At 45.9% G+C, this 22,990-nt stretch carries 24 protein-coding genes and 1 pseudogene; 5 read left to right on the top strand and 20 right to left on the bottom strand.

Translation table 11 applies throughout. The features are described from left to right. Positions 1-228: 228 nt before the first annotated feature. From KHX94_RS12125 to KHX94_RS12085, 9 genes are all read right to left on the bottom strand, one after another. A complete protein-coding gene (locus KHX94_RS12125) occupies positions 229-420 on the bottom strand; it encodes a hypothetical protein (RefSeq protein ID WP_213680835.1) in 192 nt (63 codons plus the stop codon). Between the two features lie 78 nt (positions 421-498). Continuing rightward, the gene (locus KHX94_RS12120) at positions 499-987 is read right to left on the bottom strand and encodes a hypothetical protein (protein ID WP_213680834.1); all 489 of its coding nucleotides are present in this window, start codon (positions 985-987) and stop codon (positions 499-501) included. Beyond that, positions 984-1,211, bottom strand: a complete 228-nt coding sequence (locus KHX94_RS12115) for a PA3496 family putative envelope integrity protein (protein ID WP_213680833.1) — start codon at positions 1,209-1,211, stop codon at positions 984-986. The genes KHX94_RS12120 and KHX94_RS12115 overlap by 4 nt, the downstream gene beginning before the upstream one ends. Further along, positions 1,208-1,501: a hypothetical protein gene (locus KHX94_RS12110; protein ID WP_213680832.1), complete on the bottom strand. Its 294-nt coding sequence runs from the start codon at positions 1,499-1,501 to the stop codon at positions 1,208-1,210. The genes KHX94_RS12115 and KHX94_RS12110 overlap by 4 nt, the downstream gene beginning before the upstream one ends. Positions 1,502-1,515: 14 nt before the next feature. Continuing rightward, the gene (locus KHX94_RS12105) at positions 1,516-1,746 is read right to left on the bottom strand and encodes a hypothetical protein (protein ID WP_213680831.1); all 231 of its coding nucleotides are present in this window, start codon (positions 1,744-1,746) and stop codon (positions 1,516-1,518) included. Positions 1,747-1,829: 83 nt separating this feature from the next. Beyond that, positions 1,830-2,276: a hypothetical protein gene (locus KHX94_RS12100; protein WP_213680830.1), complete on the bottom strand. Its 447-nt coding sequence runs from the start codon at positions 2,274-2,276 to the stop codon at positions 1,830-1,832. Continuing rightward, entirely contained in the window at positions 2,273-2,545 is a 273-nt protein-coding gene (locus tag KHX94_RS12095) for a pyocin activator PrtN family protein (protein ID WP_213680829.1), read from the bottom strand. Before KHX94_RS12095 ends, KHX94_RS12100 begins: the two co-directional genes overlap by 4 nt. A 10-nt stretch (positions 2,546-2,555) precedes the next feature. Beyond that, on the bottom strand, positions 2,556-3,086 hold the full coding sequence (locus KHX94_RS12090; protein ID WP_244859132.1) for a phage regulatory CII family protein: 531 nt from the start codon (positions 3,084-3,086) through the stop codon (positions 2,556-2,558). A gap of 52 nt (positions 3,087-3,138) precedes the next feature. Then, entirely contained in the window at positions 3,139-3,384 is a 246-nt protein-coding gene (locus KHX94_RS12085) for a regulatory phage cox family protein (protein ID WP_244859131.1), read from the bottom strand. 80 nt (positions 3,385-3,464) lie between these two features. Between KHX94_RS12085 and KHX94_RS12080 the strand changes: the two genes are divergently transcribed. After that, the gene (locus KHX94_RS12080) at positions 3,465-4,415 is read left to right on the top strand and encodes a helix-turn-helix domain-containing protein (protein WP_213680827.1); all 951 of its coding nucleotides are present in this window, start codon (positions 3,465-3,467) and stop codon (positions 4,413-4,415) included. A gap of 27 nt (positions 4,416-4,442) precedes the next feature. On the opposite strand, the gene KHX94_RS12075 is transcribed toward KHX94_RS12080, so the two are convergent. From KHX94_RS12075 to KHX94_RS12040, 8 genes are all read right to left on the bottom strand, one after another. Beyond that, positions 4,443-5,144: an HNH endonuclease family protein gene (locus KHX94_RS12075; protein ID WP_213680826.1), complete on the bottom strand. Its 702-nt coding sequence runs from the start codon at positions 5,142-5,144 to the stop codon at positions 4,443-4,445. A 226-nt stretch (positions 5,145-5,370) separates the two neighbouring features. Further along, positions 5,371-5,769 carry a hypothetical protein gene (locus KHX94_RS12070; RefSeq protein WP_213680825.1) on the bottom strand — a complete coding sequence of 133 codons (399 nt, stop codon included), beginning with the start codon at positions 5,767-5,769 and terminating at the stop codon, positions 5,371-5,373. Positions 5,770-5,829: 60 nt separating this feature from the next. Beyond that, on the bottom strand, positions 5,830-6,486 hold the full coding sequence (locus tag KHX94_RS12065) for a DUF4145 domain-containing protein (protein ID WP_213680824.1): 657 nt from the start codon (positions 6,484-6,486) through the stop codon (positions 5,830-5,832). A gap of 59 nt (positions 6,487-6,545) precedes the next feature. After that, positions 6,546-7,118, bottom strand: a complete 573-nt coding sequence (locus KHX94_RS12060) for a DUF2971 domain-containing protein (RefSeq protein WP_213680823.1) — start codon at positions 7,116-7,118, stop codon at positions 6,546-6,548. Between the two features lie 162 nt (positions 7,119-7,280). Further along, positions 7,281-8,759, bottom strand: a complete 1,479-nt coding sequence (locus KHX94_RS12055; protein WP_213680822.1) for a hypothetical protein — start codon at positions 8,757-8,759, stop codon at positions 7,281-7,283. Further along, positions 8,678-9,277: an ATP-binding protein gene (locus tag KHX94_RS12050; protein WP_213680821.1), complete on the bottom strand. Its 600-nt coding sequence runs from the start codon at positions 9,275-9,277 to the stop codon at positions 8,678-8,680. The genes KHX94_RS12055 and KHX94_RS12050 overlap by 82 nt, the downstream gene beginning before the upstream one ends. A gap of 1 nt (position 9,278) precedes the next feature. Continuing rightward, a complete protein-coding gene (locus tag KHX94_RS12045; protein ID WP_213680820.1) occupies positions 9,279-9,746 on the bottom strand; it encodes a hypothetical protein in 468 nt (155 codons plus the stop codon). Between the two features lie 63 nt (positions 9,747-9,809). Then, entirely contained in the window at positions 9,810-10,373 is a 564-nt protein-coding gene (locus KHX94_RS12040; protein ID WP_213680819.1) for a hypothetical protein, read from the bottom strand. 890 nt (positions 10,374-11,263) lie between these two features. Here KHX94_RS12040 and KHX94_RS12035 point away from each other — a divergent pair. Continuing rightward, positions 11,264-11,983, top strand: coding sequence for a DUF4875 domain-containing protein (locus tag KHX94_RS12035; protein ID WP_213680818.1), 720 nt, complete (start codon positions 11,264-11,266; stop codon positions 11,981-11,983). On the opposite strand, the pseudogene KHX94_RS12030 reads toward KHX94_RS12035, so the two are convergent. Further along, positions 11,968-12,587, bottom strand: a pseudogene (locus tag KHX94_RS12030) (response regulator transcription factor). The gene KHX94_RS12035 and the pseudogene KHX94_RS12030 sit on opposite strands and share 16 nt — an antisense overlap. Then, entirely contained in the window at positions 12,580-14,352 is a 1,773-nt protein-coding gene (locus tag KHX94_RS12025; protein ID WP_244859447.1) for a sensor histidine kinase, read from the bottom strand. The pseudogene KHX94_RS12030 and the gene KHX94_RS12025 overlap by 8 nt, the downstream one beginning before the upstream one ends. A 223-nt stretch (positions 14,353-14,575) precedes the next feature. Here KHX94_RS12025 and dsrO point away from each other — a divergent pair, with 223 nt between their 5' ends. From dsrO to KHX94_RS12010, 3 genes are read left to right on the top strand one after another with little or no spacing between them, the layout of a single operon-like run. Further along, the gene (gene dsrO / locus KHX94_RS12020; protein ID WP_213680816.1) at positions 14,576-15,316 is read left to right on the top strand and encodes a sulfate reduction electron transfer complex DsrMKJOP subunit DsrO; all 741 of its coding nucleotides are present in this window, start codon (positions 14,576-14,578) and stop codon (positions 15,314-15,316) included. Positions 15,317-15,355: 39 nt separating this feature from the next. After that, a complete protein-coding gene (gene nrfD, locus KHX94_RS12015; RefSeq protein WP_244859130.1) occupies positions 15,356-16,378 on the top strand; it encodes an NrfD/PsrC family molybdoenzyme membrane anchor subunit in 1,023 nt (340 codons plus the stop codon). Then, positions 16,378-19,485, top strand: coding sequence for a tetrathionate reductase subunit A (locus tag KHX94_RS12010; protein ID WP_213680815.1), 3,108 nt, complete (start codon positions 16,378-16,380; stop codon positions 19,483-19,485). The genes nrfD and KHX94_RS12010 overlap by 1 nt, the downstream gene beginning before the upstream one ends. A gap of 74 nt (positions 19,486-19,559) precedes the next feature. Here the strand turns inward: KHX94_RS12010 and KHX94_RS12005 are convergent, their stop codons facing one another. After that, the gene (locus KHX94_RS12005; RefSeq protein ID WP_213680814.1) at positions 19,560-22,730 is read right to left on the bottom strand and encodes a TonB-dependent receptor; all 3,171 of its coding nucleotides are present in this window, start codon (positions 22,728-22,730) and stop codon (positions 19,560-19,562) included. Positions 22,731-22,990 lie beyond the last annotated feature (260 nt).

The following is a 22,990-nucleotide window of genomic DNA, read 5'->3' as shown; positions in this document are numbered from 1 at the left end:
GCTTGAGGATTTTGTGCATGGTTTCGCATCGAGTACGCAACCATATATTGGCGCTGCGCTCGTTGCGTTTATAACGGCTCAGGTAATCAACAAATAACGTGGTGGCAATGTCTTCCGGTAGCCATTCCAATTGCTGCAAGCACCAGCGCAGATCATCGCGCTGTTTGTAGTTAATAAAAATGGCCGAGGTAGCTAACCCGGCCTGGCGCTCAAATTTAGCGAGGTCCATCAATCTTCCTCGCCTGTGTCAGCAATGATACATGTGCCAGCGACAGGGGTAGCTGTTCTACTGCGCCAGTCTTGCCCGATATTGGCATCCAGATAGGCTTCCGCCTGCGCAGTTCGCTCTGCCAGATTGCGGCTTTCTATGTTTAGATGACAAATGACATAGTGCAGTAGCTCTGCTGCGTAGGTGGTCATAGGCCACCTACCTCGTCAATCATATCGTCAAAATAATGGCCTTTTGCTGGGCCGTTGGTAATACGTAGGGAAAATTCTTCATTGGTTTTCATACCATCCTCCGCACTTTTCAATCAGCTGCGCAAAGAACTGCTCCAGGCGGTTTACTTCATCGATAGAACGCTGCCAGTTATCAACGACAGTCTTATGCTCCCCATTTAAAGCTGCTCTATCGCGTATCTCTGAATAACGATTACTTTGTGTGACACACTGTATGCGTAAAAACTCGTATTCGATTGGTTTAACCTTTGGAATCAAAACACTTTCCAACACTGATGTGTCTTGGGTGGTTACAATCTCAGATAGCGGATTTTCTTCTGCCGGTTTTGCTACAGCTTTAATAGATTCCAAGTCGCCTGCATTGGCTAGCTTTGCGATGATGTCTATTATGTTATTGGCATCGATCAGGGAGTCGCAAAGTTCAATAACTAGAGGGTGTTTAGAAATATCTACCCGCAGGCGTTGTGCTGTTGTTGCTAGCTCATGGCGCTGTTTTGGTGTCAGCGCAATATTGATAATTGTACTCATAGTGCTATTTCCCCTAGTTCCCGAGGGCTGCAACCAAGTGATTGCGCGATAGCAATGCGCTCCTGATGGGCTTCAATGCGGCGACGAGCAGCAGCCTTACGGCGCTGCGCTTGGCTAACTTTGCGCGCGGGTTGTTTCTCACTGAAACAGGCCGCAAGGCTGATGGCAGAGTTGAATGACGGCCGCAAATGCAGCCGTTCTAATATTTCATAATGCTGGCTCATGCACTGGCCCTCATGTCACTAGCCCGCGCCTCACCTGCCCAGTGTTGTGTGTTCGACCGCTTACTGGCAATAAAGGCACGGTCATGCTGGTACATGTGTTCATGTACTTCGAGGCAGGCGTCAGCAGCCGCGTAATCCACTAATACCGCAGCACAAACGCGGCTTATACCTACGGCCATGCTCTGGTAAATCTGCGCTGACTCAACGCCCTGAGTGTGCAAACAGTTGGCATGTAACCCAACCAGCTCAGCCAGCAGTTTGCGCAGGCGGCGGTGTTGAATGTTGTTCATATCCAATTGCATAGTTACGCCCCCTGCTGGATCAACGGAACATGAATACGGTTGCGCAAGGCTATCAGCCTGACATTGATGTGCTTGGCTACCGTTGGCGCAATGCTGCTGGCAACGGCGAGCAGTGAATCCAGTGCGGCTTCAACGCTGTCGCGTGAGGCCGGTGTAGTGAAATACAGTGACCGGATCACGTCATTGGCTTCTCTTGCAATTGCCTGTTCCGGTGTTATGCTCTGCAGTGACATATGGTTACCTCCCATTTGTTGGCCGACTGTTGGCGCAGTCGGCACCTTTCTTACTAATTCGCGATAATTTCCCATACCTGACTTCATGCCCGTTTCCTCTGTGCTACATCTGCGGCTAACTCGGCAGCTAACTCACTGATATCGATTGTGTGATTGGTATTGGCCGGAGTGCTTGGCTTGATCTGCTTTGGCTTACGCTGAGGGTGTTCGGTAATAATCTGCTCACGCCCATTCGGGACACCTGCCATGGCATTGCCCAAACTGGCGATACTGATGATTGCCATACGTACCGCCTCACGCTGGGCCATAGGCAACTGCAACAGCGGTGTGTCTATGGCTGTTGACGGTTTGATGCGGGCAGCAAACAGCACGATGGCGCGCTGCTGACCCGTTAGCTTGTCGTAGGCGGCCGCCAAACTGGATTTGCCCAGTTGTTTGCGCATAGCGGCAATTGCCTGCTCTCCTGTCATTTTGAAACTGGATAGCGGCACCATGCCGTCGCGCGTCTTTACCGTTTGGCAACTGTTCATCTGATGTTCCCCTTAGCGTGCTGTATGGCGTCCCAGTCACGTTTCGCGGCGGCGTGACGGGCATCGATAAAAGCGGCCAGGTCTTCGATTTTGACCATGGTGGGTGCCTTACCCGAATCGCGCAGTTTGAATGTAGGTACTGGCAACTTTTGCGCGGCAGCGTGTTGCTCTGCGGTTTTGGCATTGATGCCAAAAAACTCCAGGCAGATTTTGCGCAGCTCCACGGCTGGCGTTTCAAAACGGGCGGCAAGTAAAAATGCGGTATTCATCTGGAGCCTCTTACGACAGGCCAGGCATTGGCATGCCTGCTTGAAATACATCGCTGGCAACTGACAGCACAGGTATGGACTGACAGCGGGATTCAATTTCGGACATAAAAACGGCTAAGGAACTCATGACCAGCGCAACCCTGCGCGCAGCCTCGTGCCTCATGCGGTTAGTAACACCGCGCTTTGTTTTGGCATCCAGTGCGATACTGCCCAGTTGTCCGGCATTAGCTGTTATCTCTAGAGCCCGGTCTGTCAGTGACATGTTCGCTGTGTCTTGCAGCTGCTTAATGCCCACTGACGGCGCACATTGCAGCTCCAGCAGAATGCCATCCACCAGACAGCGGTTGCCGCTTGCCAGCGTCACCTTTACCAGCTCGTGAATCGTCAACTGGTGAGGTTGTTCTGCTAACAGCTTGTTACGCAGAACCTGCGCTGACCGCAGCCCTGCCCGGTCTGCTATTTCATTAAGGTTTTCGGCATCAGCGAACTGGCGCATAGCACCCAGCACATGCGGCTGTCCTGCGCCTTTTTGTATATTCATCTGAGTTGCATACATGGCGGCTTTCTCCCTATTGCGCGATGCTGTAACTGTGTTATGCGGTGTGTTGATGTGCTGAAAGTGGATCAGCGACTGGCTTGGAACCCGCTTCCTTGTGCAGCGCAACAAGGTTGATCATGGGTTTTTCTTTGGGATTGTTTTTCTCCCGAACGGGCAAACGGCCGTCATAAACCATGCGTTTGACGGTGTTGTAAGGTAGCCCTGTGATCCGTGCAAATTCTTCATATGTCACATATGGAGTAGGCACTTGCAGCTGAATATCAGGGATTGTTTCTGACATTGTGATATCCTCGATTGTTAGCGCTCTGCATCTTGGCGGATTGTGGCGCTCGTTTATCAAACAAATGGATTGTTGATCATATGAATTTTAATTGCAATGATAAAACAAAAAATAATTCAATAGAATTAAAGTCGCCAGTTAGATGTGATGGTGGGAAGACGCTTATATCTCGACTTGTTCACTTGTTTAACTTGAGGGGTAGAGGCGATCTTAGTGAGTTAATCGGGGTAACACCCGGCACAATCTCAACATGGATGACAAGAGACAGCACTCCTTTCGAATTATTAATACGCATTCATTTGATTACAAATGTTCCAATGCAATACCTTTGTTTTGGAATCCAGTTAGATGGGATGCCAGATAAATATTCATTTGATGAAAAAGAGCGAAATCGACAGACACTTTCTCAGCCGATAAATGCGGATGGAGGTCGTACATTAATCAAGCGATTAATCCACTTGTTTAAAGTCAGAACACGAATTGAACTTGGCGAGTTGTTGGGGATAACGGCTGGTACATTTTCAACTTGGACGACAAGAAATACAGTGCCACATGAACTGCTAGTAAGAATTCATCTTATCACTGGCGTTAGTCTTAAATACTTGTGTTTTGGTCAAGGAAACGAGTTCCCTAGTGTATCCCCATCCACACCATCCGTAGTTGCGCCAGTGAGTTCAGAGGAACACCAACCGCAGACAAGCCTAAGCGTTTTCCATATTGAAAACGGTCAGTTGGTTCCCAGCCAGGACTATCACTTCAACCTAGAAGCAGTACAAGCTTTTGGCTTAAACCCCAAACACAAGGCGTTAGTGCTGCAATCAGCAAACAAGTTACTTTTCGTATCTTGCGCTGAAAAGACAGTCACAGAAGGCACATACCTGTACCGGATTAATGATGTTTACAAAATCGGCGAGATGCAGTTACTTCCAGATGGTAAAGTGTATCTACTCGACAACGGGGAACGTTACGCAGTTAACAGCGAAACCACCCACATTCACGGTAAGGTAGTGAGCGTTTTAGAACGCTGTTAACCACAAATGTTTCAGTTTAAGAGTTAGTCACTCTTTTTGGCACTGTTCGACTAACCTGGTATAAACAGGCTTTTCAGAAGGGGTAAGGTTTAATTGGTAGAGTTTCAGCACCCTAACGAATCTAGCTATGTACTGGCACTTATTCGCAGGAGGAACCCACTCATCAAGTCCTTTATCGCCTTTCTGACGATTAAGAGACGCTTCTACTGCCAGCAGATTTCTCTCATCATTGGCAAAACTTTCTCTTCGTGTATTACTCCACTCGCTGGCACCATGTTTCCAAGCCCATGAAAGTGGCACTACATGGTCAATATCAATTTCTGAGGCAGACATTATCACTTGCCCAGAGTACATCGATATCCACCGACCTTGTTTTACTTTTCCTGAAGGGCTCAGCAAAATCTGTCCTGTATTTTGCGAGATCAAGACTTCTTGACGTGTGTCTTGTCCATCGTGATCGGTATCACTCCAACCACTGCCAAACTTATCCCGCGAATATTCCTGATCCGAACTAACGCTGGTAGTAACAGCGATTCCTTTATAATTCTTCGGTAGCCGCCCACCGTCAGCCAGACAACTATCCAAATCCTTATATGATGTGTAATTCTTAACCCGAGAATAATACTGACTCCCAGAATTATGGCATATTCCACTATTAGACATCTTCACAACCTCGGCGTTAACGGCAAAGGTCATGAACATAAGTAGAATAACAAGTATCTTCTTCACACTATTTATCCTTCCATGAAATATCCATATGCTAACATATTAGAATATTTACAAAATCGGCGAAATACAGCAGCTTCCAGATGGTAAAGTGTATCTACTCGACAACGGGGGACATTAAGAATGTTAACGGGTATTACACTTCACTATCCTAAATAAAACGCCCTATGTGGAGCCGCATGCAGGAGTTGTGGGGGCTTGGGGCTAGATACCTCCGGCTACCATGTTATTAATCATTGCTGAAGTATTTGTTGTTAAGCAAAACAAAAGACCAAGCCAAAATTGCTACGCCGGTTACTCTACTAAATGGTACTTGGAAATCTACAAACTGTTCAGGAAATAGCCCGGCAAAACCCAATGGCATTATAAATACAGCGATAATTGGAGCAGCATCATCTCCGCTGAAAAGATAAATGCTTATATATGTCATGGTAAAAAATATGACGCCAGCGAGTAGAAAACCACCAAAAGCAACAGCTAGATAGGTCTCAACTAACCCTGCATTTCGCCAACTTTGATATGCAGGACCAAATTCAACTAATAACGAAGCAATCAGCGCAGGAATGAAAATTTTACCAGCAAGATCATCTATTGCTTTTGCGTAGGTAGTAGCGAACGATTCAGTCATCAATAAATCCTTTTAGATGGATAACGCCACATTCAGCGGCTTATCCGCTGCAATGCTTTGTTATGCCAAATAGCTAAGCAAAAAACTCTCTACGTCACGGATCATATTTTCTACATCTAGATCGATAAACTCTTCTGGCCTACCGTGCGCAGCGCTGTTCCGTATATCGGCGATTGCCGTTATGCGTTTTTGTTGAAGCCTGTTATAGACACCGGCTTTTGCTAGTTGCGCATTCATTGTGTCTAGCTTGCCGTGTGGAATTGCATTGCTGTCACATAGATCTCGTAAAGCAGTTTCTAGAACAACGCCACAAATAACAGCAGAAGCCAATTTATAACCACTAGAAAGCAGCTCTTTTGCTTGCTCTAATTCACTATCGAAAACCTCCGCTTGAACTAAATATTTGAGAGAAGCTAAATACCCACCATCAAAATCTTCTTTGGCAGCCAAGAATATAGCGCCAAGTCGTTTCTTAATGGAGTAATTTGACTCCATAGTGCCACGTTTCTCGCCTCTCTCGAAAGCAACAAAATGCTGTGAATTCTCGCCACAGGCGGTGGCCAATAAGTTCTTGACCTTTACTTTCCATCCGGTAAAAAGATCATAATCAATAGTTTCAGTGTCCCCGTATACTCCATTAACAGATTTCTTGGTTTTTTCAATTTCATCTAACTGAGCTTCTAGCTCAGAGAATCTTTGCTGTAGTTTTTTATTCACAAAGCACCTCTTAATGTAATTGGTCTTACACAGGCATAACGTCCCAGTGACTGGCCTTGTTAAGCAATTTTATCTCCAATGCGCCGCCACTCTTTATTATCAATTAGTGAGGACTTTCCGACTTTAACCTTCTCACAACCACTAATATTTTTGATGGTATCCTTTATGACTTTGAAGAAAGCATCTGGTGCCCATGGATTAACCGACACCTTTCTAATGATATCCATCGGTATTTGTATATGTTTGCAACCGATATCCCTACACGATGGATGAATAATCCTGTACTCAGACTCATCACTAAATGCGAATCTTTTCATAAATGGCAAATCTTCTATCCCTACGCCATATTTTCGCACTGTAGATAGCATCATATACTTAACGGGACCATGCATGATATTTTTTTGCGTGTCCAAATGAGCTTCTAATTTCTTTCTGTCAAAGACAATGCAGACACCATTTTCCCTAGATGTAAAGACACTCCAATGGTGATAAGTTTCATTTTTCTCAGTTAGACACAATGCTAACGTGCATTCCAGGGATTTCCTTTTTGTATAGAGCTTAAGATAATAGGAATCATTTCTATCATCCCAAGTCGCTGGATCTAGTAATGTAAGTTGCTTGTTTGTTAACATGCATAGTAACGAAGGTAGATTCGTGTACCTACGTAGCATTCCATTGTTCAATGACACCTCCATATTATATATGTGCCTCAATAATCGGTTGACTCGCCAAAACTTCAATAGATGACTTTTTGCTTCATTAAAATACTTAAGTTCAGACTCTAAAAAATATTATTAAGACATTTCTTTTTTTAAAATATATTCACCATCATTAAAAATTCTAATATTAGCGTTATCCAGATCATAATCTTCCAACTCTTTAGAACTTATACTAGTAGCGACAATTACTTGTCCTCCAATATCTATTAACGAACTGGATTTATTCAATAATGAAGCAAAGCTTGCTTTGTCAGTTTCATGTTGCCGAGGCTCGTCAAAGACAACAAAACCTCCATGTTTAACAGACTCGTGAACAATGCCTAACTCCAAAAGAGCTAGAGTATATGACCATATGATTCTGATATAATCACTTGCTGAAGAATCCGCAACAATATCAAACCCATCTAACTCCGGACGCAGTGTCTGCTCAGAAATTTGAATATATGTTTTATTAGCCGAATTATAGCCAAATTCGGATAAATTAGTAATCATCTTATTTTTTAGCTCATTACGAATTCTGAATGAAACATCCTCATTTTTCTTCTTAGTAATTTCAGTATATTCAGATGAGATATTAATCCAATCTTCATAATAGCCTTTCGCTCTATTATTTAATTCATTTTGTTTCAGCAGTAACTTTTTTAACTCTCTTATTTCATTTTCTAATTCTACTTTTCTCTTTAAATCTTGACCATATAGCTCAATAAATTGCGATTCATCAGACTTCAAATTAATAATTCTTGATTGAACATTATCCATGTAATTCTGATTTTCAATTAACTTTACTTCAATATCTTTGATATCATTTAATTGTTTATTATTAATGCCATTATAGAATTCAATTTGATTCTTTAAAAAATCTATGTTTTGCTCGACAGAAAGTGGTTTGGCTCGGACAGGAACTTTAGATAAGCTATCATAAAGATCAGATTCACAGATAGGGCATGAAGTAATTTCTGTTTGAAAATTTATTTCACTACCAACATCATGCAAACGTTTCAGTTGCTTATACTTATCCAACTCCTCTCTTAAATTCTCTATTTTTGCAGATGATCTATTTATAGAAATTAAAATCCCTTCTTGCTTTTGTTTTAATTCATCAAAAACTCTCAGCAAAGACCGTTTCTTTGCTGCCAATTCAGAGACTTCATTATATAAAGGCCAAGTCTTAATATTGCTTAAAATATCTGATAACCGCGATTCTAATCCATTTACGTATGATTCTAAATCCGTATATGAATCCTGATGAGGTACTTGAAATGAAACTAAAGGAAAGAAGCTCTCTTTTTCAAGGGTACAACCAAGTTGTAATTTCAGGCCACTAAACTCAGCTAATGAGGCTGCGCTCCCTATAATCTGATCCCAAGATTGCTTGATATCATTCTTTATCGCCATTAACTCAGCAAGTCTATTTTTCTGCTTATATGATTCTACTCCTAAACAAAATTCTAGCGCTGCTTTTTTTACGCCTTTTATTCCATAGTAAGTTGGGGTATTGGCCTGTATTTCTGACCATCCTCTCTTTTGCTCAATAAAAAAAGTGGGAAAATACATTCTAAATAGAGTCTAGTAGGTTTACCATCGTGAGTAACTAAGGTAGGCATCGTCCAACCGATAAATCTCTCTAGCCAATAGTGGAATCCTTTCTCGCTCTTTGCAGAACCAACAGAGCCCGCACTTCCCAAGAAAAAATCACTGACGTTATTACTATTATCATAGACAGTAACCTTCTCTGCATTACCCTCTACATCTCTTTTAAACTTAGCCCATCTGCCATTTTTATTTTCAACCTCTAGTTCGACAAAGGATCGTTTAACAATATGAGGAGTTGGATCTTCTTTAGATGCTTCCAAAAATTGGTGCATCGATCTAGGAAAAGGCTTTCTTCTACCGGGTCCTAAAACAGCATCTAAGCCCATTGCATAGGCTATTGAGTTAATACATGTGGACTTACCTGACGAGTTTTCTGCCCGTAAAATATTTAAACCTTTACTAAAATTTAATACTACAGAATATGTACCATCATTTGTTACAGAGGTTACCTTCAAACATTTTAATGTAAGTCCAAGCATTTTATTTCCCCCAAAGACTCTTAATATATTTATCGGTAACCTTATTTTTTATTGATTCAACAAATTCAACTTCATTTTTGAAGATATCAATCTCAGATATTAAATCTATTAGTCGATATCCTTCTGAATCTAGAACCAAAGAATCTGATTCCAACTTCACAAATCCTTTTGCAATTGCAATCTCAATAGCCACATCTGTGGATTTATCGGAAGACATTGAAAAAACAGATGAATTATATGCATGTAATGATTCATAGTAACCGTCCCACTTTTTTGGTCTAATCAACATCCATAGAAACACTCGTACTTTATTTAATTTTAAAGAGTTATCCGATCCAACTATGCTAATAGCTAAACACATCAAAGCTATGCGCCATATCGGCCTTAATTCTATCGGTAGAGGATACCCTGCATCACTAATAACAGGTTTAGCCTTTTTCTTACTGTCTATGTTACTGATATCAGTCATCTAAAATAAAATCCATCTTACATTGAGCTAACCATTGAGCTATAAATCCACTAGAAAAAAGCTCTATATTAGCACCAGATATAGTTTTCTCAATTTCTTTAAAAGTTTTTCGATTTTTTCTAACAAAGAAATCATTATTTTTCTGGGTTCTTCCTTGATAAAAAGATTTTGATTCCTAAGTTCATCCAAATTGACTAAGGCTATATTTGTAATTTCTGTATATAAATCTGGGAATTGATCTCGATAAGCATCCATCAAATCCTCTATTTGTATATACTTTTTAATAAGTTCTGTTCGGACACTGTCCAAGTTAGCATCGGTTATTTTAGCTGTTTTTCGACATAAGTTATCGAAAAAATAATTATTATTTTCTTTCCAGACATCTGTACTTTCAGCTTGAATTTCCTGAATCGGAATATTTATCTCTTCACCAATATAAGTTCTAGAGAACAACGACCCCTTTGGGAATGTATCATCTGTCTCAATTTTGACAGTTATTCCTGTTGGCGATGAAAATGAAAGAGTTGGAATCTGTTTTTCTTTAATTTTACAAAATTTTAGTAAGTCTCTTGATTTGATAAATGGAATTAATAAAATCCATGTGGATATTTTTACTTCGCCAAGCATATCTTGTATATCAAGTTCATATTTTTTAACTTACCAAGATCAGTGGTAATCTTTTTTCACATGATTTTTATAATCCGCCATAGAATAATTCGGATCAGGGTAATAACATTGAAAAATAACACCACAATTTGTAAAAAACTCAATGCCATGATCCCCCTATCGTAATGAGGGACACTAGTAAAGTTCTTCCATCCGAACTCATACCGAAGCATTCTTTCACAGAAACCTTCCCAAAGGTCTCCATCCATATTCAATTTGAAGCTCAATCTCGATCCTTGTGATTAATTCTGACTATATATCAACACCTTATTAAACATCAGATTGCTGAATATATCAATATATGATGGTTCACAGATGTGAGTCTGCACTATCTGCACTATCTGCACTATCTGCACTATCTGCACTATCTGCACTAGTGCTACTTTGAGATATTAGTAATACGTTGGTCAATATTACTTCGTTGAAGTGGGTCTCAGGTCACGCCAATACAACAGAATAGCCAAAAGTACTACTGAGCACAGTAGTTCGGCAAAATGTATAAAACATGATCCACAGTTATGCTAATGAACCATATATGATCCACAAATCCGGCTAATCTCCACTAAATCATTAAATCCGTCCAATCCAGCATCGGTGCAATGCTGAACTGTCGGTTTTTTGCCAAATCTATGATTTTTTCATAGGGTTATCTTTCATCTACTGGCCAAATACCTGGCATCATGAATACTTTCATTGTAAGGTGCCGTACAGCACGCAGTAAAAGCGTTACACTGCAGTATGCAGCTATAAAGCGTAAATTTTGCAGGGGCGCGATTATACACAAGAAGCGCAGAATAATCAGCCGTTGCAAATAGGTAATGGCGACATAAATAGCCGACACGGGAGTAAAAATGCAGGATAAACGGGCAGTACAGGTTGCTGTTATCATTGTGGTTACCTTGGTGATAGTGCTGGTGCTGTACTTTACCTCGACACCGAGTAAAGATAATTTCCGTCCTGCACCACCCAAAACGAGTGTTACTGCTGAAGTTCCCGCGATTGAATCCCGCCCTCCTGCGGTTGACATCAACCGCAGTTGGCCAACCCCGATTGCAGCGCTAGCTCGGCGGGCAATGTCTTATGAAGTATTGAGTTCAAAGATTGATACTGAGGCTGGTCGGCCACAACTGCGGGTAGTAATTACCTCGACTTACGCTAACAGCTATGAACAATACCTAGGTACGGCGATTAAGGTGGCGCGCACTATGGCCATCAACCGTGACGCAACTGTGGTGCATGTGATACTAGAACCCAACAAAGATTTGACGGGCAAAGGTTACCAATTGGCCGATGTGGTGTTATATACCGATGGCAAAGGCGATGATGGTAAAAGTTTTAATGGTGTGTATTGGCAAGCCTCGGCAGTGCAGGTGCCTTACTCACCACAACAGCTACAAGTGGCCAGTTTGTGGTTTCAACATCTGCATGAATACCAGACTGCAAACGGTAAAGTCGATGAAGCCGCACTCACCCGCTATATAGCCGCACAGCTGCATATTCCCGAGTTAGCAGTACAATTACCACAGCCTAAGCGGATACCACTGAAAGCCGATAATCAACTGGCTGATTGAGCCAACACATCGGCAATGGCGGCATATGTGAGCATCAGCTCTGCCAGCGAATCGACCTGCATCCCCCGCATTAAATTCGCTCGATGAATTTCCACCGTCCGTACAGCGATGAATAATTCATCGGCAATCTGCTGATTTTTATAACCTTTGGCGATCAGTTTCAGGATTTCTCGTTCTCGCGGCGTCAGCTTTTGATACGTCTGTAGTTGCTGCTGTCTTAGGGCGTTAGCCTGTGAGCTTTGCATCGCCTTGGTAACCGCTTGTGCCAGCATGGCGCCATCTGCCGGTTTCTGGAAAAATCCACGGCCCCCTGTTTTAACGCATCCACCGCCAGAGGCACATCGCCATGCCCGGTCAGATAGATCACTGCCAGTGGACTCTGATGTTGCCTCAGCAATTGATGCAGCTGTTGGCCACTCAGTCCAGGCATCCGCATATCGAGGATCACACAGCCAGTCTGTTGCCAAACCTCTGCGGCAATGAAAGCTTCTGCACTGACAAACTCATGCACCTGGAAATCGTAGCTTTCCAGCATGAAACTCAGTGAACGCAACACGGACGCATCGTCATCCACCAAATACACCGAGAGTTTATCTTCAACCATCCGCTTGTTCCTTTAAAGACAGAGTCAGCTGTACCAGGCAACCACCTGAATCGGCATTATTCATCGACAGCTTACCGCCGTGGCTTTCCACAATTTCGCGGCAAATCACCAATCCTAACCCCAACCCTTGGCGTTTGGTGCTGGTAAATGCCTGCATCAGTTCACTGGCATCACGGCTTAGCCCAGGGCCATTATCCTGGATCTGCACCATGACCTGCTGCGGCTGGCAGTAATCCAGCAACACCTCAATACGTTTATCTGTCTGTGGACATTCTGCCAGCGCATCAATGGCATTTTTCAGCAGATTAACTAGCAGTTGTTGGATGGCGACAGGTTCCAGCCATTGCCGCTGTTCTCGACCCAGCAACTGCCACTGCAACTGGATCTGCTGTTTATCCAGTTCGAATTGCAACAGTTCGACCGTATCCAGCACCAACGGTCGCAATAACTGCTGCTGTTTCGCGGCGGGCTGTTTTTTCAATAGACCGCGCAATCGTTGAATAATCGCCCGAGCGCGCCCAACTTCAGCATCTATCTGCTGTAATGCTTGCGGCAACTTTTCCAGTTGTCCTTGTTGCAAACGCACACTGGCACCGTGGCAATAATTACCAATGGCCGCCAGCGGTTGATTCAGTTCATGGGCCAGACTGGCGCCTAATTCACCGGCAACCGCTGCGCGCTGAGCGTGTTCCAGCAGTACCAGATTTTCACTGAGTTTACGTTGTGCCCGCGCCAATTGATGACCGCGGCGGTTGAAGCGATATTCCAGCCAGAAATGGTAAGCATTAAGCGAAATTAGCAGTAGCAGAATACTCCAACCCCACTGGCTGTGTTCTTTAAGCCACACCATCGCCCGTTGCCACCAAGGAGCCTGCAATGGATGCATGTCGAGATCTTTATACAATCGATCTATGGTCAGTTGGCTCACGGCGGTGGTCCAGCCGAGTGAATCCGCCGCAGTAGCCGCCGCACTCTGTTCCGGCAAAGCTAGCAATGCTTGCGTTACCTGTTTTGCCAGCTTCTGCCCGGCACGACTGGTCTTGGCCAATGACCAGTTAGGATACAGTGCAGTGGAAACCTTGCAGCCAAAACCCGCGGGAGTGTGGTCTTCCACTATTCGGTAATTATCGGCATTAAGTAAATGCTCAGCAGCCATCTGTTCTAGCTGACACACAGGCACCACAGCGGCATCGGCTTTACCATCGCGCAAGGCGTACAACAGATTGTCCAACGGGAATCCTATTGGCAGCAACTGCGCGACCGTATTAGGCAGATCAATCTGCTGTTTCCAAGCCGCATACACCAAAGTCAGATAGCCACCAAAGGCATGTGGGGAGACAATAGCTAAACGTTTATCTTTTAAATCCGCAAATGCTTGGATCGGCGAATCGCGCCGCACCACCAGCGCTGACCCCACCTGCATCGGCTGACCGCCGTTGAGGCGACTCTTCAATGTCGCCAGCCAGCTCAGTGAATACTGCCGCGCCAGCAATACCGACTGTCCAGGATTGGTGATCACAAAATCCAGATCCTGCGCGGCGACCGCATCAGACAGTTCATCTAGCGTCATCGGATGCAAACGGAAGTAAGTGCCAGGGATCTGCTGCTCCAGCCACTGCATGGTCGGTTGCCAGCGGTTGATACTATCGCGGTAACCGCGAATAGCCAGCACACCAACATCCACCAGTGCGTATTGGGTTTCATCCACCGGCAGCGTATCGGCTGTTACCGACGCGTTTACCGACAGTAATGGCACTAGCAACATCCAAAGACACAAGCAGCCCAGCTGAGTGGTTTTGCGCATAGCGGTGACGTTTTCCCAAAAATTTTACTCAGTTTGCCGGTCATTCTAGCGGGATTTTATTGTTCTGGATCAACCCTGCGCCCGGTATGTGGAAAACCACTATAGAGCCGTGCCTGTCACTCTGCCGAGAATATGCTCAAGGCGCCCGCTATGGTGCCGCCAACCAAGCTTCAAGGAGTGTGTAATGGATACTTCAAAACGCCGGTTACTGGGGCAGATTGCCGCCATTACCGCCGGTGCGGTGTTTATCCCATTGGCTGAGGCCAGTGGTGACGACACACCGACCAAAGGCAAGCGCTATGGGATGTTGATTGACCTGCGCCGCTGTGTGGGTTGTCAGGCTTGTACCGTCGCCTGCACTATTGAAAATCAACCACCGCTAGGCCAGTTTCGTACCACAGTGAATCAATATGAAGTAACTGAAGGTGACAACAGCGCCTTTATGATGCTGCCGCGCTTATGTAATCACTGCGAAAATCCGCCCTGCATTCCGGTCTGCCCCACGGGTGCCACCTTTCAGCGTCAAGACGGCATAGTAGTAGTCAACAACGACTGGTGTGTTGGCTGTGGCTATTGCGTACAAGCCTGCCCTTATGATGCGCGTTTTCTCAATCATGAAACTAACACCGCCGATAAATGTACCTTCTGCGCCCACCGTCTGGATGCCGGATTACTGCCTGCTTGCGTTGAAACCTGTGTCGGCGAAGCCAGAATCATCGGTGATCTTAACGATCCTGACAGCCGCATCAGCCAACTGCTGACACAACACCGCGATGATATCAAAGTACTGCGGCCCTCCATGGGCACCCAGCCCCGGGTGTTTTACCTTGGCATGAACCAAGCGTTTGCCGAACGTATCCGCGGTGAAGCACCAGTGCGGACGCTAATGACCGACACTGGCAAGGAGTTGCGTCATGGACATTAAAGAACTATTGACCCCGGACTTTGCTATCACCTGGCTGCCGTGGGCCGTGCAGTATTTTTTCTGATTGGGTTGGCCTACACCTCGGTATGGATTGCCGCCATTGCGGTGCTGTGGCCGGGGCAACGGCAACAACGCTTGTTAACGCTATGCGGCAGTCTGATTTTCAGTGCCGCGATTGTTGCGCCAGTGGCACTACTGGCTGATCTGCATCAGCCGCTGCGTGCTTGGCATTTCTACATGCAACTGCGCCCCGATTCCTGGATGTGGTTTGGCGCCTGGCTGTTACCGCTGTTTATGGGCTCAGGTTTATTGTTTGGCTATCTGTTGCTGCGGCCGTCACTGCCGACCACCGCCGATGACCGTTGGAGCCAGATTGGCTGTTGGTTGCGCTTTGGCCGTTGGTCAGAAAAACCCTTGTTAAAACCAGTAGCGGTATTGGCCTTTCTCAGCGCTTGCAGCATTGCCTTGTATACCGGCATGGAAACCATGGCGGTGCAGGCTCGACCACTGTGGCACAGTAACTGGTTGCCGCTACTGTTTGCTGCTAGTGCGTTGTTGGCTGGCAGCGGCATGCTGGTGTGGCTCAATTTTCTGTTTAAAGGCCATAACACCAATACCGATCGCTATTTGCTGTTGTGGTTGCGTGCCGCCTTTACCCTGTTTGGCCTATTACTTATCGGCTGGGCGCTGGCGGGCGGCAAAAGTGCCGCTGAAGCACGAATGCTGTTAAGCCACAGCCCGACTTGGCAACTGGCCGCAATCTGGGTCTTGAGCACGTTAGCGGTGCTGGCGCTATTGCTGGCTAGCCGTCGCCAACCACACTGGTTATTGCTGCTCGCAGGTTTTGCTGCCGTGCACCTCGCTTGGGGATTGCGCTGGCTGGTACTGATCCAAGCGCAGACCGACCCTAAATATGGCGCAGGTACCTATTTCTATCAGTTACCTTGGGGCCCCGAAGGCTTGCTGGGCATTCTTGGCACCTTCGGCCTGTGGCTAGCATTAATCACCCTGATTTCTGAGTTAGTACGTCAAACCTCGGTGACTCAGGAAGGAGCAGTATAATGGACAAGAGCAAACGCAGATTTATTAAAGGTGCGGCCATCACTGGCGGCGCCGGTTTATTTGTCGCCGGTTACAGCCATACGCTAGGGCAACTGGGCAAAGGTATTACTACCGGCAGCTCAGGCACAGTCACTGACTCGGCGATTCACGGTAATTCGTTAGCGCCTGAACTACAAATCGACCTGAAAACCGGCACCATGACCGCCAACGCCGAACAACGCTTGGCGAACTCTATGTGCCTTGGCTGCTGGACTCGCTGCGGCGTACGTACCCGCATTGACAATAAAACAGACAAGATCCTGCGCATTACCGGAAATCCTTACCATCCACTGTCCGCCAGAGACCATCTGGATTTTGACACCTCCATCAAAGACTCGCTGTTACATACCAGCGCCTATCAGGAGCAAGGGCTGGATGGCCGCTCTACCGCCTGTGCCCGCGGTAATGCCATGCTAGAACTGCTGGACAGCCCGCATCGGGTCACCCACTGTTTAAAACGTGTTGGCCCTCGTGGCAGTGGCAAGTGGCAAACCATTGCATTTGAACAACTGCTGCACGAAGTGGTGGAAGGCGGCAATCTGTTTGGCGAAGGCCACGTAGATGGCCTGCGGGCCATTCGTGACATCAAAACACCGCTGGATGCAGATAACCCAGAATATGGACCAAAGGCGAATCAGCTGTTAGTCACCAATGCCTCAGATGAAGGCCGCGATGTCTTTATCAAACGCTTCACCTTTAACAGTTTTGGTACCCGCAACTTTGCCAACCACGGCTCCTACTGTGGTTTTACCTATCGAGCGGGAGCCGGTGCTTTACTGGACGATCTGAAGAAATATTCCCATCTGAAACCTGACTGGGATAAAGCCGAGTTTTTACTGTTTATTGGTACTTCTCCGGCGCAATCTGGCAACCCCTTTAAACGGCAAGCTAGGCAACTGGCACACGACCGCACCGAGCGTAACTTCAGCTATGCGGTGGTATCGCCAATGCTGCCTAACAGCTCCAGCCTAGCTGCGGCACCGGATAACGTTTGGCTGCCCATTCGCCCTGCCACTGATGCCTCGCTAGCCATGGCGATGCTGCGCTGGATTATCGATAATAAGCGTTATGCGGCGGCCTTCCTTAGCGCACCTAATGCCAAAGCCGCTGCGGCGGCAGGCTACCGAGGCTTCAGCAATGCAACCTTCTTGATCCATAGCGATCAACAGGATCCGCGTTATGGCCAATATCTGCACGCCAGCGAACTCGGCTTACCCTTTAGCGGCGAAGCTTTCGGCAAAGAAGACCCAATACTGGTGCTGGATAATGACAGCGGCAAACCGGTGGAGGCAGGTAAAGGCAATCAGGCACGGCTAGAAGTGAATGAAATCATCAGCAACGGTACCATCAGAATCCGTTGCCAGAGCAGTTTCAGCCTGTTGGCAGCATCAGCCCGCAGCCAGACCATTGAGCAATACAGCGCCGAATGTGACATTCCGGTTGCTGACATTATTGCCTTAGCTGGCAAATTCACCAGTCATGGCACCAAAGCCGCAGTAATTACTCACGGCGGCACCATGAGCACTAACGGCTTTTACAGCGCTTGGGCGATCATGATGCTGAATGCCATGATAGGTAACATCAACCAGCCAGGCGGCGCGCTGGCCAAAGGCGGTGCCTATCCAGCTTTCGGCAACGGCCCACGTTACAATCTGGCGGAGTTTGACGGTATGGTACAACCTAAAGGGGTGTTTCTGTCCCGCTCAAAATTTCCTTATGAGAAAAGCTCTGAGTTCAAACGCAAAAAGGCCGCAGGTGAGTCACCTTACCCCGCGAAGGAGCCCTGGTTTCCGATCTCTTCGCCGCTACTCAGTGAACATCTGACCGCCGCCGTGGCAGGATATCCTTATCACCTGAAAGCCTGGATTAACCACATGGGTAATCCGCTATATGGACAGGCCGGATTAGTCACCGCCATTGGTGAGCAATTGAAAGATCCCAAAGTGCTGCCACTGTTGGTCAGCATTGACAGTTTCATCAACGAAACCTCAGCACTTTCTGACTATATAGTGCCCGATACGCTGACCTATGAATCCTGGGGCTGGACGTCTGCCTGGCATGGTACCATGACCAAAGTATCAACTGGGCGCTGGCCGGTAGTCACCCCCAGAGTAGAACACACCACCGATGGCGATCCTGTGTGTATGGAAAGCTTTCTCACCAACGTTGCCCTCAAATTGGGGTTGCCTGGGTTCGGTGAGCATACGGTACAGGCCGCTGATGGCTCGCTGCACCCATTGACTCACGCTGCCGACTACTCAGTTTACGGTGCTGCAAATGTGGCTTGGGCCGGTGAACCCGTACCCGATATTGATGACGAAGATCGGCGCTGGTCTGGAGTTGAGCGCATCATCCCCGAGCTCAAAGCACGGTTGCAACCCGAAGAAGTTGCCAAAACCGCCTATTTGTTTGCCCGTGGCGGTCGCTTTGAACCTATGGCAAAAGCACGCGATGCCGATGGCAACCCAACCCATGTCTGGCCCAAACCATTGATGTTATGGAATCCCGAAGTTGGCAGTCGTCGTAATAGTCAGAACGGTGAATTTCTCAGTGGTTGCCCACGCAGTTACGGGCCGCGACTGGCCAATGGTCAAGCCTTGCGTGAAGCCTTTAGTCACGAGCAATGGCCCTTGTTGCTGTCCAGCTACAAATCCCATGTGCAGAGCGCTATGAGTATCGGCTCTGATCGGTTACGGCAGGTGCATCCCAACAACCCGGTGCGAATTAACAAAACCACCGCTGAACGGCTTGGTATCCACACTGGCGATACCGTGCGTATCAGCACCCCTAACGGTAGTGTTATCGCGCTGGTAGAGTGTGTCGCTGGTGTGCATCCAGAATGTATTGCGATAGAACATGGTTTTGGGCATAAGGAGTTAGGCGCCCGAGATACCGTCATTGATGGCAAACTGATTGCGGCAAATCCGCTGATTCAGGTTGGCGTTAATCTGAATGACCTATCGATTCTGGACCCTAGCCGTCACGGCCGCTATCCACTCGTAGACTGGGCCAGTGGTTCTGCCGCACGTCAGGGATTACCCGCCAACATCGAAAAAATTACGATATAATTTTCTCTAAATAAATACTCATGATGTAAAAAGCCCAGCAGATGCTGGGCTTTCTTTAGGTTCAGATGACTGAATTAGAAGGTGTATTTAACACCCATTTTCAGATACCAAACTGACTGGTCATCATCAAATGAGTTATTTGGATCCCAATCCTTAATCGGACGATACACAACGGTGCCATCAGCAGTATAGTTAGAATTAATTAAATTCTTGTAACTATTGCTAACGTACTGCTGTCTACCCCATTCGTTATTTAACAAATTCAGGAAATTCTGAATGGTGACATAAAAAATACCTTTATGACCTTCCGCAAAACCAGGAACTTCCTGTTGGAAAGACACATCCATGGTAGTCACCCACGGTAAGCTATCAGACATTTTTGGTACAAAACCGCCGGCATATTTGCCTAGGCCAGCAGGAGTTACATATTGATCCATAAAGGTCTGATAAGTTAAACCATCGGCATATGTTACATTTGGATCATCTGGACCGGTTGGAATATATGGGGCATAGTTTCCATAAACACCGCTTTCATCACCAATGGCATAGGCATTTTGTTCAGCATTGGGAATGTAGCTACCATCTGCATTTTTATAGGAACTACCCAACAACCAGCTATATGGCAGACCCGAACGACGTTCAAAGAATGCATTAACTTTAGTTGCATAACCAGGGAAGAACTCATGAGAGTAACCCAAGGAGATCTTAAAGCTATGCTTAACTTCGTAGTATCCCGTACCAATCTGATCTTCGTTACGATTAATAACGTGGTTATATTTCCAGTTAGAAGCAGACTGAGAGCTAGTTCCAGGATTACCTTCATCAATATCTTGGTGGGTATAGGACATTGTCAAATCGATGCCATTATCCCACGCTTTATACAAACTGGTGGTGAAGATCTTGGATTTACCATCTTCATCAGCATTCGTTAGCATAATATCCGGTGATTGGTGGGTCGCATCAACTGGTGCATAAATGATACGTCCATCCGATGTAGTCTTGCCGGTATCGTTACGGTTTAGATCGCGCCAAGCCAAATCATCTTGCTTCTTGACGTAGATGAATTCGGCAGACCATGTGTAGTTGTCACCTAAGCTTGGGATATCAAACTTATAGTCATACCCTACACTGGCACGCCAATCAGAAGGGATCTTGAAGTTGGGATCAATAACATCCGTTTCGCCGTCACCAGTTGTTAAAGCGTCCTGATACTGCTGAGCAACAGATGTGATATCCGCGTCTTTAACATTTTTCCATGTTTTGTCTGATACAGTGACACCGTCTTTGCTGAAGGAGTTAGCCACCCATACGTTTGGTTTTCCGCCAGCAAAACGGCCCACACCACCGCGAACAGTCAAAGCATCAGTAGCGTACCAAGTTAAACCAACTCGAGGTAACCAGATATCCATACCGTCCATGTTTTCCTGGTTGGAGAAATCATAACGATCGTAGAACTTCTGGTTAAAGGCAGGAGTATCTTTGTTAAATACCCTTTCATAACGCACACCGTAGGCAATATCTACGCTGCTTGACAGTGACCATTCATCCTGAGCATAGGCTGCATATGTGCCCATGGTGAAATTCGCAGCGCCATCAGCCGCATTATTGGTAGTTGCATTACGATATAGATATTGATAAGCATCGCCACTTTTGAATTTATCGAAAGTATCGAATGTCCACACACCCAGCGAAGCGTCCACAAACAGATTGTAAATATCGATGCTTTCATACTGTACGCCAAAGCCTAGTTTGTGATCGCCCAGCAAATAATCAGCATCAAAGTTTACGGTATAAGTCTTGGTTTCCAGTTCGTTAGCATGGCGGTATTGGTCGGGACCAAATTCGATACTGTGCTCATCGGAACCAGCAAAGTTAGAAATTTTTACTGTCCCAATAGCTTTAGTCCCAGGAACCTGTCCGGTCTTAACCTCTTTATAAGCGACTGCAAATTGAGTTGAAAAATCGGGGGTCCAGTCAGAGAACAGCTGCAGGGAGTACGCTTCCATATCCTGAGTATTGTTATACCAGTTTGAGGAAGGTTTAAGAGGTTTCTTACTGGAAGTCATATTACGGATCTGATTACTTTCCACCTTGTTGTAGGTAAAAGCCGCCCGGTGATCCTGATTGATGTTCCAGTCCAGTTTGATCAGATATTTCTTGTCGGTTTCATCCGGTGCTGACGATGTATCACCGATATTAACGCCGTAAGTATCCTGAACATATTTCTGGATTTGCGTAAACTCATCTTGCGTCATATTTGTGGAGTTAGCAGCACCGGCCCCCTCTGGCCCCCAGTCAGAAACTACCGGTTTTTTGTAATCTTCATAGTTCACAAAGAAAAACAGTTTGTCTTTGATCAGCGGACCACCTAGATTCAGGCCCCAAGTATCACTGTCGATACCTTTAACTTTAGTTTTCTTATCAGTGAACGGATTTTTAGCTTTCCCTGCCCAAGAGTCATCAGTTCTTTCATAGAACACGCCGCCATGAAATTCATTAGTACCCGATTTAGTTACTGCATTTACACGAGCGCCACTAAAACCACCAAATTTTGCTTGGTATGGGTTAGTTTCAATGCTTACCTGATCCAGAGCATCTACAGAAATTGGCGCACGTTGAGTGGGATAACCATTAGAATTCAAGCCGAAGTCGTCATTAATACCGACACCATCAACACTGATACTGTTGAATTTAGGATTCTGACCCGCAACAGTCAGTGAATTATCAGAACCACCTAAGGTAGTTGCTAATGGGTTCTGGCGAATAATGTCTTTGATATCACGGTTAAATGACGGTGTATTCGCAATTGCATCAGCACCAAAATTGCTGGAACTACCAGCATTTGAGGTATAAGCAATCTGACTGCCGGTAACAGTAATGCGTTCTACGTTCTGGTTAGTCGTCAACTGTTCGTTGAAACGATAAGTCTGACCCAACTGCAGGAAGATATCTTCTTTCACTGCGTCTTGATAAGTGTCAGAGTCAATAATCACTTCATAAGGACCACCTACACGCAAACCTGACGCGCTGAAAGCACCGGAGTCGTTGGTAGTAACTTCAGTAACTGTACCTGAAGGTTGGTGAATAAGAGTGATTTTAGTGTTTGGCGCTGGTTTGCCATCTGGTCCGGTGATGGTACCACGCATAGAAGATGTGGTATCAGCAGCATAGGCCATTGAAGACGCACCGAGAGCCAATGCCATAGCGAGGGCCAGACGGCTTTTGGTAAATCCCTGAATCATCATTAGATCCCCTGAGTTTTATTATTTGATGTTCGTTGTCGAAACAGTTAAGTTCGTAACTAAACCGTTGGGCCGAAAAAAGCTGGTCCAACGAGCGCGTTTTATAGCACAAAAACGTTACACTTTTGTTTAACACACCCCCACTAAACACACAATTGTTTCTTTTTTGAGCGGCAAAATAACGTTACGCCTATTGCAGAATAAAAATTTCATACGGGGCATGGATGGTTTATCGTCATGGTCAAGCGTGGAAAAATATCTGT

Source organism: Shewanella dokdonensis (assembly GCF_018394335.1).
Classification (GTDB): Bacteria; Pseudomonadota; Gammaproteobacteria; order Enterobacterales; family Shewanellaceae; genus Shewanella; species Shewanella dokdonensis.
The sequence above is the reverse complement of the archived record's forward strand: the minus strand, read 5'-3'. Positions and strand labels throughout refer to the sequence as shown.